This window comes from Streptomyces sp. NPDC051320 (assembly GCF_040682175.1).
GTDB lineage: Bacteria > Actinomycetota > Actinomycetes > Streptomycetales > Streptomycetaceae > Streptomyces.
This window is the reverse complement of record NZ_JBFBAL010000033.1, coordinates 1-12,790: the sequence shown is the minus strand read 5'-3', so window position 1 is coordinate 12,790 and position 12,790 is coordinate 1. Positions and strand designations below refer to the sequence as shown.

The 12,790-nt window shown below is 68.3% G+C and carries 8 protein-coding genes and 2 pseudogenes; 8 read left to right on the top strand and 2 right to left on the bottom strand.

Features of this window, described 5'->3' with window-relative positions:
- Positions 1-145: 145 nt before the first annotated feature.
- From AB0M87_RS32745 to AB0M87_RS32735, 3 genes and pseudogenes are all read left to right on the top strand, one after another.
- A complete protein-coding gene (locus tag AB0M87_RS32745) occupies positions 146-805 on the top strand; it encodes a ricin-type beta-trefoil lectin domain protein (protein WP_365859450.1) in 660 nt (219 codons plus the stop codon).
- Positions 806-1,603: 798 nt separating this feature from the next.
- The gene (locus AB0M87_RS32740) at positions 1,604-2,740 is read left to right on the top strand and encodes a tyrosine-type recombinase/integrase (RefSeq protein ID WP_365859449.1); all 1,137 of its coding nucleotides are present in this window, start codon (positions 1,604-1,606) and stop codon (positions 2,738-2,740) included.
- 304 nt (positions 2,741-3,044) lie between these two features.
- A pseudogene (locus AB0M87_RS32735) lies at positions 3,045-3,200 on the top strand (pirin); the annotation flags it as partial.
- 140 nt (positions 3,201-3,340) lie between these two features.
- Here the strand turns inward: AB0M87_RS32735 and AB0M87_RS32730 are convergent.
- Positions 3,341-4,200: pseudogene (locus AB0M87_RS32730) on the bottom strand (alpha/beta hydrolase).
- Between the two features lie 522 nt (positions 4,201-4,722).
- Here AB0M87_RS32730 and AB0M87_RS32725 point away from each other — a divergent pair.
- The 4 genes from AB0M87_RS32725 (at position 4,723) to AB0M87_RS32710 (ending at position 10,569) form a co-directional block, all read left to right on the top strand.
- The gene (locus tag AB0M87_RS32725) at positions 4,723-7,134 is read left to right on the top strand and encodes a SpoIIE family protein phosphatase (protein ID WP_365859448.1); all 2,412 of its coding nucleotides are present in this window, start codon (positions 4,723-4,725) and stop codon (positions 7,132-7,134) included.
- A 218-nt stretch (positions 7,135-7,352) separates the two neighbouring features.
- On the top strand, positions 7,353-9,056 hold the full coding sequence (locus tag AB0M87_RS32720; RefSeq protein WP_365859446.1) for an MFS transporter: 1,704 nt from the start codon (positions 7,353-7,355) through the stop codon (positions 9,054-9,056).
- A gap of 47 nt (positions 9,057-9,103) precedes the next feature.
- Positions 9,104-9,799 (top strand): transporter, encoded by a 696-nt coding sequence (locus tag AB0M87_RS32715; protein ID WP_365859444.1) that lies wholly within the window; start codon positions 9,104-9,106, stop codon positions 9,797-9,799.
- Positions 9,800-9,957: 158 nt separating this feature from the next.
- A complete protein-coding gene (locus AB0M87_RS32710) occupies positions 9,958-10,569 on the top strand; it encodes a TetR family transcriptional regulator (protein ID WP_365859442.1) in 612 nt (203 codons plus the stop codon).
- Positions 10,570-10,680: 111 nt separating this feature from the next.
- Here the strand turns inward: AB0M87_RS32710 and AB0M87_RS32705 are convergent, their stop codons facing one another.
- Complete coding sequence (locus AB0M87_RS32705; protein WP_365859440.1) at positions 10,681-12,324, bottom strand: long-chain fatty acid--CoA ligase; 1,644 nt, start codon at positions 12,322-12,324, stop codon at positions 10,681-10,683.
- A gap of 288 nt (positions 12,325-12,612) precedes the next feature.
- Between AB0M87_RS32705 and AB0M87_RS32700 the strand changes: the two genes are divergently transcribed.
- On the top strand, positions 12,613-12,790 hold a 178-nt coding region (locus tag AB0M87_RS32700), incomplete at its 3' end, for an NAD(P)-binding protein (protein WP_365859452.1).

Sequence of the window (12,790 nt, the reverse complement as noted above, 5' to 3'; positions counted from 1 at the left end):
TGGACCATGCGCTGGAAGGCCGCACTGAACGCCTTCGACATCACCTTCGACGGCCGTCTCACCGCCGCCCGACAGTAACCTCAACAACCCGAATTGCACCGTTCGTTGGACAGACCCGAACGGGACGTACACGCTGTCGGCGTGGGTGAAGAGCAGCGGCGGACAGAAGTCGGCGAACATCTTCGCCAAGAATTTCGGCGCAAGTGAAATGGATCATCCGATCAACCAGTCGATCGGCGGTTGGACACAGGTCGATATCCCGGGCATCAATGTGACCAACGGGTCGATCCAGGTCGGCGTGTACTCCAACGCCAATGCCGGCAACTGGGTGAACGTCGACGACTTCAGCCTGGTCCAAACCGGTGGGGGTTCTACGTCCGGTGGGTCTGGTGGGTCTGGTGGATCTGGTGGGGGTGGGTCGGGTGCGTTGCGTGCGGTGGGTGCGAGCAAGTGCCTGGATGTGCCGGGTGCTACGCAGGTCAACGGTACGCAGGTGGAGGTCTATGACTGTGACGGTGGTGCGGGTCAGGGTTGGGCCGGTACCTCGTCGAAGCAGTTGACCGTGTACGGGGGTGCGAAGTGTCTGGACGCGCATGCCAAGCAGACGTCGCCGGGAACGTCAGTGGAGATCTATGACTGCAACGGCGGTACGAACCAGCAGTGGAACATCAACGCCAACGGCACCATCACCGGCGTGCAGTCGGGTCTGTGTCTGGACGTGACCAACCGCTCCACCGCCAACGGTGCGCCGGTCGAGCTGTGGACCTGCAACGGCGGCACCAACCAGCAGTGGAAACTGGGCTGATCCCACCACCCGGGCCGCGGCCCGGGGCGTGAGGCGTGAGGCGTGACGTGTGCGGGACGATCCCAGCGATCGCCCCGCACGCGCGTTCCCCGTGCCTCGGCCGCCCGCAATCAGCAGCCAGCACCTCACACCGCTCGCATCGCAGCATGCCTGCGCACGCTGAGACATCAGCCGGGCCGGCCGGTCCGACCGTGGCGGTCCGGCTGAAGGGCTTCTGCCTTCAGCAGTCGTTCTTCGGCATCAACGGCGGGCTCGGCAACAGGCTCGATGAGTTTCGGCTGTCGTCCTGCGCGGCCCGGCGCCGGCGGGCACGTGAAGTCGCCGCTGCAACCGGTCATTTGCTGCTATGTTCCCCCCGACCGCCCGACGTCTGTTCTCGCCTGTGCCGTCTCGTATGAGCTGACGGGGCGGCGGTGCTCCTGGACGGGAATAGCCGGCTCCATGGTCGCCCGCCCCTCCGCCCTCAGGGCGGAGCCGAGGCGCACGGGGACGGGGAGGAGCGGCCCGGGGATGTGCTGGACAAGCTGACCGGACTTGCGACTCGTTGTAAGGTAGGAAGACAGCACTTGACCTGCAAAAAAGCAGGCAGGGAGCCTAGCCCGGGAGTACTTCCGTGATACGTACCATGTTCAAGTCCAAGATCTAGCTGTTTGGCGTCGCCGCAGGTCAGGGGCATCATGTGCCCCCCTCAGGTCAGCAAACGGTCAGCATGCGTCCCGGACGTGTCCCGGTTGCTGACCTGCGACCTACAGTGCGGCGCCTGAGCAGGTTCTTGGGCTGGAACGGATGGTGCGTCACATGGCCCGACAGCTCGCCCGCGGTATGGGGTCCTTCTTCAAGGACTGCGGCTGTGCGAAGCCGACCCGCTGCCCTCATCCGTACTCGATCCGTTTCCGGGACGCGCTCGGCAAGCAGCGCGAGGAGTCTGGTTACGGCACGCAGGATGATGCGATCGAACGCCTCACGCAGCTGTATGCGGAGAAAAAGACCACGGCTCCTTCGGTGGCGGCCGCCCGCCGTGAACTGGGTCAGCTGACGGTTGAGGAGTACGCGAAGCAGTGGCGTCCTCGGCAGCGCAAGATGACGGACTACTCCACCGGCTGGCACGTCGACAGCTCGATCAACGTGCACATCGTCCCCCGCCTCGGGTCGCGGAAGCTGAGTTCGGTCACGCCGATGGTGATCGAGCGCTTCCTGGACGAGATGGAGAGCGACGGCGTCGGCCGCGGAAACCAGGTGAACATATTCCGGGTCCTCAAGACCATCCTGCGGGACGCCTACACCAAGGGGGCCATGGCGGACGACCCGGTGAAGGGGATCCAGGAGCCCGAATACGTCCGGTCAACGGTTGCCATCCCATCGCTCGCCTACGTGACGAAAGCGCTGGCCGTCGCCGACGAGGACCTGGCGCTGGAGATCGTCATGATGACGGGATGCGGCCTGCGCAACGGTGAGGCGCGGGCGGTGAACGTCAACAACGTCGTGGCGCAGGACGTGTACCGGGTGCGGGAGCAGATCCATTCCAACACGCTGAGGCCGGCGAAGCTGAAGCACCGCAAGACCGGGGAGTTCCGCGAGGTTCCTCTGCCCCGGTCGGTCCGGGAGGCGATCGAGCGGTATGAGGAGAAGCACGGCACCACGAAGGACGGCTACCTGCTGCGCGGTCCGGGCGGCTACTTCACCGAAGGCATGGAGCGGCGCCGGGTGAAGAAGCTCTTCACGGACCTGCCGCCGGAGGAAGGGGTGGGGATGTACGGCTTCCGCCACTACTTCGCCTCGAACGCCCTCGGGAATGGTATCCCGATCACCGACGTCGCGGAGTGGATGGGCCATAAGTCCATCGAGGAGACGTACCGGACCTACCGGCACCTGATGCCGGGCAGCATCACCAAGGCCGCCCGGATTTTGGACGCCGGCCTCTGGGAAGCCGCCTGATTTCTGACCTCGAGAGAACAGCAGGTTCTTGGTCTGCTGGCGGGACAGGGAGCGCAGGCGGTCTGACCAGCCAAAACGGCTGATGTAAGGGTGGCCGATCGGCATTGCGGTCCGGGAATGGTCCGGATCTTGGCCGTGGTCCTTGTTTGCGAACCGTCGGGCGAGCACAGGGTGTTCTGGATGGACGCGGCTCGCGGGCTGTCGGTCGCAGAGGCGGTGGGAGATGACCGTGGCTGCCCCAGGGACCGTGACCCGCATCGGTCGGAGAGCGCGTCGGTGATGCAGGCACCTGAGTTGTGGTGGGAACTTCGTGGGCCGCACGGACGAGGAGATCCGCCGGGCGCGCGAGGACTGGATGACGGGCGACCGCTTCGGCGAGGTCAAGGGCTACGACGGCGACCGGCTGGACGCGCCGGAGGGGCCGACGACGCAGCTGAAGGCGCGGGGGAGGACGCGCTGACCAGAGGCTTCCTCTTTCGGGCTGAGGGGGCCCGCGTCGCCCATGGGACGGAGGGGCGCCGTGGAACGGCTGTCTCCGCCGGTCCGCTCGGCTCGACGCGAGCAGGGCAAAGGTGCTGTTCAGGGCGTCCTCGGGGCTTCTCACATGCGACACCGCGGCCCTCTCAGCATTGCTGTCGCCAGGTCTGCCACCCCCTCCGGCGGGAGCCGCAGCGTAACCCGCGATCGCGCGCCCTTCCGCCTTGCGGGCGGCATGAGGTCTCGGGCGGGCGTGGGCCGGATGGCTGGGTCACGCCGGGAGAACTCCGTCGGTGAAGACACCGCGCAGGCTGGTACACGCATCCGCGACAGCTTCGTGGCCTTCGTGAAGGCGTCGATCTCGGTGAAGAACCCGTGGTACACGCCGCGGTACCGGCGGTGCCGCACCGGGACGCCCTCTGCCCCGAGCCGTCGCGCATACGCCTCGGCGTCGTCGCGCAGGCAGTCCACTTCCGCGGTGATGACGTGGGCGGGGGCGAGACCGGCGAGGGTCGCGGCCTTGAAGGGCACCGCGAGTGAGCCGGGAGTAACGCCGGCGTCGCCCACGTACTGACGCCAGAACCACTGCGCGTCGGCGGTTCCCATCAGGGGGCGTCCGCGAACTCGGTCCAGGACGGGCGTGCGAAAGAGTCGTCCACCGCCGGGTAGACGAGGACCTGGAGCGCGGGCTGGGGCAGTCCGCGGCTGCGCAGGTCGAGGCAGAGCGACGCCGCCAGCCCTCCACCGGCCGAGTCGCCACCGACCGCGACGCGGTGGCTGTCGATGCCGAGGCGGTCCGCGTTCTCGACGAGCCAGGCGTGGGCCGTCCTGGTGTCGTCGATGGCGGCGGGGAACGGATGCTCGGGGGCCAGCCGGTAGTCGACCGAGACCACGACGCACTCGGCGTGGTGGCTGAACAGACGGCATACTTCGTCGACGCCGTCCAGGCTGCCGACCGTGAAGCCCCCGCCGTGGAGATGCAGCAGGCAGGGCAGGTCGGACGTACCCGTGCGCCGCGCGTGCGGACGGTAGACGAACCGGCACGGAGCGGACCACCCCGAACGGGTCGGTCCAAGTGGCGTCCTCTTCCGTCACGGACGCGACCTGGGTCCGGCGGGGCGGAGGTTGCGGGGCCGCGAACCGCCGTACTCCCTCCAGGCCGAGGGTGTGCAGAGGTTGCGGGAGCACCTCGGCGAGAAAGTCGGCTGCCAGGAGCGACTCGGGATCCAGGAGCCCGCGCCACGCGGGCGGAGGTTCCCCCCGGTGGCGGTGGCGACGGGGCCCGGCAGGGTCGGCCTGCAGTCCGGGCCGGACCTCGGTGTCGGCCGCTCGACGGGAAGGGGCACAGGGGTCCTCCGCGCGCAGGGATCTTGACAAGATCCAGTCGATTGAACAGGGTCGATTGACTGGATCATATGATCAATATGCGAGAATGGGCCAGGTGCAAGATCCGGCGATACATTGGACAGGCCACGGCTCCGTACCACCGGACACTCGGAACGGCCATGACTGAGTTCAGCAGCCAACAGGACGCGGGACCCTCGCGAGGCGGTCTTTCCGCCGGTGTGGCTGCGGCCGATGACGCAATCATGGTGCTGGACGACGAGCGGCGGCTCGTGGGGTGGAGCCGAGAGGCCGAGACGCTGTTCGGATATCGCCCGGACGAGGTGTTGGGACGCCCTGCCGACGTGATCCTGGCCGACGCGGACACCAGCGCTGGCGTGTTCGCCGACGGGAGGCGTCGTGGGCGGACGCCGGACATCCGGTCGGTACGCCACCGTGACGGGCACCGCGTCGACGTGGCCGTCGACTGCCGTCGACTGTCCGGCGGCGCATCCGGGGTTGCCTGGCTCGTCCGGGCGATGCCCGCGAGAGAACTGCGCGAGCGGGCCGTCGATCGAGCCGTGACGGCCGGGATCTATCACCAGTCGCCCGTCCTGCTCACCATCTACGAGACGGACGGCCGGATTCGCTGGTTCAACCACGCGGTCGAAGCGCAGTTCGGCGTCCGCGTGGAGGAATGCGCAGGGAAGTCTCTGAAGAGCCTCCTCCCGGAGGGGATGCTCCTGTACGACGAAGGCCGTGAGGTGCAGGACGTCGAGGAGATCATCCGACGCGTCGCGCGGACCGGCGAACCGGTGATCGACATGCGCTACCGGAGCGTCACCCCGCTGAGGCCCCTGCGTGAGCACGTCTGGACCGCCTCGTACTTCGTGCTCAACGACGAGGAAGGGGTGCCCGTCGGGGTCTGCGAGACCGGCGTGGACATCAGCGAGCGTTACGTGGCGCAGCAGCGCCTGGCGTTGCTCAGCAGGGCGGGGTCCAGTATCGGTGGGACTCTGGACATGCGGCGCACGGCGGGTGAGCTGGGCGATCTGGTGGTTCCGGAGTTCGCGGACGCGGTCGTGGTCGGCCTGTCCGCGTCGGTCCTGAGCGGGCAGGACCCCCCGGTGCCGGCGAACGGCGGCAAGGCCAGTTCCGAGCTGTGCGAGGTGGCCCGGAACGCCCGGGCCGCGGCGGTCGGTGACATCGCGGCTGCGGCCCTGGACGAGGCAGGTCCGAGGTGTCTTGCGGACGCCGCGCCCGTCTCCGACCCGGCGTCCGGTGCTCTGGTGGTGCCGTTGGAGTCCCGGGGCGTGGCGATGGGTGTGGTGGCCTTCGTACGGTCCGCGCCGCGTGATCCCTTCGATGCCGAGGAAGTCGCGCTGGCCGAGGAATTGGCGTCCCGCACCGCAGTGTGTGTGGACAACGCCCGCCGGTATGCCCGAGAGCACGCGACCGCGCTGACGTTGCAGCAAGACCTCCTGCCCCGCGCGCTGCCCCGGCCGGCCGGGGTGGAGCTGGGCCATCGCTATCTGCCGGCAGCGGGGCCAGTGGGTGTCGGTGGGGACTGGTACGACGTCATTCCGCTGTCCGGGGCACGCGTCGGGTTCGTGGTCGGGGATGTGGCGGGCCATGGCATGAACGCGGCTGCCACGATGGGGCGTTTGCGTACGACCGTGGCCGCCCTTGCGGCGCTCGATCTCGCGCCCGAGGAACTTCTCGCCCGCCTGGACGACCTGGTGATCCAGGCCGGTGCCGTCCGGACGGCGGATGAGGCGGAGGACCAGGCGTTCGGCGTCACCTGCCTTTACGCGATCTACGACCCGGTCTCGCGGCGCTGCGTCATGGCACGAGCGGGCCACCCGCCTCCTGTTCTGGTCGCGCCCGGCGGACGCGCCGAACTCCTCGACCTTCCCGCCGGGCCGCCGCTGGGCCTGGGCGGCCTTCCCTTCGAGAGTGCGGAAGTCGAGGTCCCGGAGGGTGCGGTGCTCGCGCTGTACACCGACGGACTGGTGGAAAGCCGGGACCGGGACATCGATGCGGGGATTCGTGCCCTGTGCGAGGCGGTTTCCCGCCCTGGGTGCGACCCTCTGGAACACCTCTGCGACAGGGTCACCGCCGCGCTGCTGCCGCGGCCGCCGGAGGACGACGCCGCCTTGCTCCTGATCCGGATGCACGCCCTCGCGGAGGACCAGGTGTCCACCTGGGACATACCCGCCGACCCCGGCGAAGTGGGCCGCGCGCGGTCGCTGGTCGGTGAACGGCTCGAACGGTGGGAAGTCGACGAGGGCGCATCGTTCACCGTGGAACTCGCCGTCAGCGAACTGGTCACCAACGCGATCCGCTACGGCCGCCCACCGATCCGCCTGCGGCTGATCCGGGAACGCGGACTCATCGTCGAAGTCTCCGACGGGGGCCACACCTCCCCCCACCTGCGGCGAGCCGCGATGGAGGACGAGGGAGGCCGCGGCCTCTTCCTCGTCGCACAACTGACGCAACGCTGGGGAACCCGCTACACGCCGACCGGCAAAACGATCTGGACCGAACTCTCTTTGGATCCCCACGAGCTCACGCCCCTGGCGTTCGGGCTGTGACCCGCTGGTCGAGACCTTCGATCCGGTGAAGATCTGACCTCTGCCTGAGGAGCGGAGCGCTCGCCCGCTCCCAGGCCCCTCCTGCCGAGGTTCCACGCACCGCCGTGGCTGGGTCATGAATTTTCTTAGTCGAACGTCTTGAACGGATGACTAACTTGCCCTAGCGTACGGGGCGACGCCGCTCCCGAGCGCCGCCCCTGCGACGGAGCGGTCCTGTCATGGCAAGAACAAGCTTGCCCTACCTCCCTGCCGACGCCCTCGCGGGCGCCGCGACCGAGGTGATCACGGGCGATCGCGGCGTGATCACCGACGGGCTCTCGACGGGCGACGACCTCGCTTTCCTGCGCCCCGAGGAAAACCCCTGCCGCCCATGCAGCTGCTCGGCCATGAAGGCCGCCTCGCCATCGGCGCCGGGCGCCCGGGCCCCATCTGATCAGGAACCGGAGAAACCCATGACAGAAACCCACCGGCCCCCCGGCCTCGCCCACGAGGCGCCTTCGCGCCCCGTGAAGAACAAGTGGGCGCTCATCGGTGTAGCCGCGCTGCTGGTCGTCCTGACCAACGCGGTCGTCTTCGTCCTGCCGCCGCTCCTGCCGGTCATCCAAGCGCAGTACCACCTCGCCACAGTGGCCGACACGACATGGGTCTACTCGGTGCTCACCCTCGGCGGGGGAGCCGGTTTCATCCTGTTGCCGCGCTTCGCCGACGTGCACGGCGATCGGAACACCTCCGTGGCGGCCGCCGCGTTCCTCACCGTCGGCGCGCTCGTCCCCGCCGTCGGCGACTCGTATCCGACCCTTCTGGTCGGCTGCGCCCTGATGGGCTTCGGTGGCGCGGCACAGCTGCTCCCGCTCGGTTTCCTGCGCCGCAATCTCGGCGAGAGCGGCATTCCGGTGGGAGTCGCGGTCCTGGTCATCGCCACCGGCGTCGGCATCGTCGCCGGCATGATCGGCGGCGGCTTCATCGTCGAGAACCTGTCGCTGCGAAGCTTCTTCGTCATCCTCACCGCCGCATGTGCGGTCACGACCGTTGCGTCCTACACCACGATCCCGCACGCCCCGCCCGCCGAGCGCGCCCGCCGCATCGGAGTGCTCGGCACGGTGTGGATGATCGCGTGGGTCGCTGCCATCCTGCTCACTCTGACGCAGGGCCTCGTGTGGGGCAGCGCCGCGCTCATTCCGCTGGCGGCCGGCATCGTCGGTGGCATCGCCTGGGTGCGCGTGGAGCGGAGGTCGTCCTCGGCGGTGTTCGACGTGGCACTGATAAAGACGCCCCTGGTCACCGCTTCGTGTCTGTGCATCGCGTTGTTCGCGGCGGTGAACTCGGCCTTCCTGCTCCTGCTCAGCACGTACGCCCAGATCGCTTCCGAGGCTCTTCGCCCTGCGGACGCCTACGGCCTCGGGCTCAGCGCGCTGGACACCGCATGGCTCATGGTGCCCTTCGCGGTTGCGTTCCTGGTGCGTTGTTCGGTGCTCGACCGTGCCTTGTTCAACGGGCGTGGTGTGCCCGTCTTCGTCCTCGGGGCGCTCATCAGCGCGGCGGGACTCGCCTGGCTCGCCGTGGCGCACGACCGGCCGTGGCACTACCTCGTGGGCGCTGCCGTGATGGGTGTCGGATGCAGGATCGGCTACACCGCGAGCTTCACCCTGGTGCAGATGGCAGTGCCCGAGGAGAAGGCCGGCATGGCCGCCGGTGCCGCCGGCACCTTCATGGCTGTGGGTTTCGCCCTCGGCACGTCGCTGGTCAGCGTCGACCTCAGTGCGTCCGTGGTCCCGGTGCCCGGAACCGGACTCGAGGTCGCCGCGAAGGGCCTCTACGGCATCGGCTACGGGATCTCCGGCCTTCTCGCCCTGCTCGTCGTGGTGACCGTGCTGACCTCACGTGCCCGGTCCGGCCGATGGGCTGAAGCCACCGCGTCTTGAACAAGACTGCTCGCTCCGAGAGGGCCTGACCAAAGGAACCGCACGCCATGAAAGAACTGCTGCTCATGCTGGCAGACATCTGGATGATCTTCGCCGGCTTCTTCTACGGCTGGAAACTCATCCGGCGGTACGGCAACTACCTGCTCGGCCTGGAATGGTTCATCATCGCCACGTCCGGCTCGAACTTCCTCGTCTGGTCCCTCCTCGGAGGCGACAAGGGCAGCCCCATGTACGCCATCGCGTACTTCTTCGACGCGTTCTCGCGGTCGGTGGGTGTCTCCCTGATCCTCGTCATGGGTCTGATGCGAGTGACGCACCGGTACAAGCCGACGAAGGCGGTCGACATCGCCGTGTTCGCGCTGGGCATCGTCGCCGGGCTGTATCTCCGGCAGTTCCACGGCGACGGACTCCACGTCGTCCCGGCGACGTTCTACGTCGTCGTCAACGCGCTCTCCACCCTGTTCCTCGCCTACCTCTCCTGGCGGCTCTGGAACATCCGCGCCAGGGGCCTGGCCGTCGGTGCCGCGCTGACCACCGCCGCGGCAGCCGCGATCGCCGTCACGTACGACTTCTTCCCGATTCCGGGCGACGACGAGTACGGCACCACCTTCTACATCTTCGCTCTCGGCACCTGGGGAACTCAGCTCTTCGTGTACTTCCTCTCGTACCGCGCTCTGCACGACCACAACGTGGCGACGGGTGCGGAGCCGGCCTCGGACGAAAGGAGCGTCGCCCGGGCCTGAGCGACACACCGAGGGCCCGACACCCGTGTCGGGCCCTCCGCTGGAAGGAAACGTGCAGCGCCGGCCGCCTGCTTCGCCATGAGGAGATGTCTGGACCACGATACGTTGAAGTGGTTCAAATGACTGAGTCAACTCCTCAGGGAGTGTCGCTGGCGTACGTGTCGGCGGAGGCGCGGCGGGAGCAGTTGATCGAGGCGGCCGGGCGGGTGATCGCTCGCGAGGGTGCCGACGGAGCCACCACCCGGAAGATCGTCGATGAGGCCAAGGCGCCTCTTGCCTCCCTCCATTACTGCTTCCAGAACAATGAGAATCTCCTGCTCGCCGTGTTCGAGCAGCTCTCCGACGAGCTGCCCGTCGACGTCGATCTGCCGGAAGGCGAGGGCGCGAGCCCGGGGCGCGTCATCGAGCAGTGCCTGACGCGAGCCATGCGGTGGAGCGTGGAGAACCCCGTTCGGATGCGGGCGATGATCGGGGCCACGCTGTGGGCCGCGAGGGCGGCGCCGAGCTTTCCGTCAGCTTCTACGACGCCTTCCTCAAGTCGTCGGAGGCCGTCCTGCGCCGGGTCGACGTACTGCTCCCGGACGAGGAGCTCCACTCGGTGCTGCGGGTCGCGATATCGAATGGTCGACGGGCTCTCGCTGCAGATGCTCACGAACGGCGACAAGGAGCGCACGCTGCGCGACGCGGCGACCGCCTGCGCGACGCTGAAGGCCTTCCTGGACGAGAGCGCGCGAAAGGCCGATGCGGTCGGCGATTCCGTGATCGCGTGACCATCGGGGCGGGCGGGAGTGGCTCAAGCCGGGCTCTCGCCCCGGCCCCCGTCCGGTCCGAGAAGCGCCGGTGGGCCGTCGTTCCCGACGGCCCACCGGCGCGGCCGGCCTCTAATCCAGGCGGATGAAGGCGAGTCGGCCATCGGCGTACTGACGACGGAGGGCCTTCTTGTCGAACTTGCCCACGCTGGTCTTGGGGATCTCGGCGACGAAGGTCCAGCGTTCCGGGAGCTGCCACTTGGCCCAGTTCTCGGCCAGGTGTTCCCGCAGCGTCGCGGCGTCGGCCGGTTCACCCGCGCCGTTCCTCAGAACGACGGCCACGCAGGGCCGTTCGTCCCAGCGCTCGTCGGGGACGCCGAAGATGGCCGCCTCGGCGACGGCTGGATGCGCCATGACGTCGTTCTCCATGTCGATGGAGGAGATCCACTCGCCGCCGGACTTGATCACGTCCTTCGCCCGGTCGACCAGGGTGAGGAATCCGTCGGGGCTGATCCGGCCGACGTCACCGGTCCGCAGCCATCCGTCGTCGAAGGCGCCGGCTTCGACCGGCTCGTCGCTCGGGCTGTAGTAGGAGCCCGTGACCCAGGGGCCGCGCACCTGGAGTTCGCCCAATGAAGCGCCGTCGTGGGGTACGGGAGTGCCGTTGTCGTCCTTGAGCCGGAACTCGACGAGCGGTGCGAACCTCCCCTGGCTCACCCGGTAGCGCCACCGGTCCTCGCCGGCCGCACCGGCGGGCGGGTGGGCGACCGTGCCCACGGACGAGGTCTCGGTCATTCCCCAGCCGTGGACGACCTTGACCCCGTGCTGTTCTTCGAAGGTCTTCATCAGTGTGGGCGGCATGGCCGCGCCTCCCACGACGACTTCGCGTAGGTGGCTGATGTCCTGCGGGTGGGTGGCGAGCCTGGCGGCGAGTCCCGTCCAGATGGTCGGTACGGCGGCGGCGGTGGTCGGTCGCTCCGCTTCCATCATGGCCAGCAGTGGCTCGGGTTGCAGGAAGCGGTCGGGCATCAGGAGCGACGCGCCGGAGAGCATGGACGCGAACGGCAGGCTCCAGGCGTTGACGTGGAACATCGGCACGATCGCCAGACACGTGTCGCTCGCCGCCAGCCCCATCGCGGCCGGAGTGGTCACGTGCATCGCGTGCAAGTAGAGCGAACGGTGGGAGTACACCACGCCTTTGGGGTCGCCCGTGGTGCCCGAGGTGTAGCACATCGCCGCGGCCGAGCGTTCGTCCAGCACGAGGAAGTCGTACACGCCGGGCTGCGCCTCGAGGAGGGTCTCGTAGTCGTGGACCTCGACCCCCCGGGGCGCCCGGAGAGCGGATGCGTCACCGTTCACGACGATCACGTGGCGCACGGTGTGGAGCCGGGGGAGCACGTCCTCGAAGGTGGACACCAGGGACCCGTCGACGAATACCACGCGGTCCTCGGCGTGGTTGGCGATGAAGACGAGCTGCTCGGGGAAGAGACGGATGTTCAGGGCGTGGAGAACCGCACCCATGGCGGGGACCGTCGCGTAGACCTCCATGTGCTCGGAGTTGTTCCACATGAACGTCGCCACGCGATCGGAAGGCCCGACGCCCAGACCGCGCAGAGCGTTCGCCAGCCGCGCGGCCCGCGCTCCGAGTTCACCGAACGTACGCCGGCGGGCCGCCCGGCCCGTCCAGGTGGTGACGGTGGCGTCGGCGTGCACGGAGGTCGCGTAGCGCAGCAGATTGGCGAGCGACAGTGGCCCGTCCTGCATCGTGCTCAGCAATTCATTGCTCCTTGGGTCGGGCGGTCGCCGTGTCGGCGTGCGGGTGCGCGGCAGCGGTGACGCCTGGCCGCGGAGGACGCGATCGACTTCGCCGGGGGTTGACGCCGGGCCGGAGGACCTGGCTACCATCGAGTGGGACGAATGATTTATACGTCCGATCTAGTCATATGACTCTACTCAACTGTGCGCGGCCGTCGCAATGCCCTGCCCAAAGACCACCGGGAAGTTCGGACCGTGGTGCCGGGCCGGTCCGACGTGCTGAGACGCATCGTGTGAACAAGGCGGGAAGTGACCTCTATGGATCAGACCATTGAGCGCGTCGACGTGGTGATCGTCGGCGCCGGCCTCTCGGGCATCGCGGCGGCGGTCGAACTGACGACGGTGCACCCCGGGAAGTCGTTCGTCATGCTCGAGGCGCGGGACGACCTCGGGGGTACGTGGGACTTGTTTCGGTATCCCGGGATCC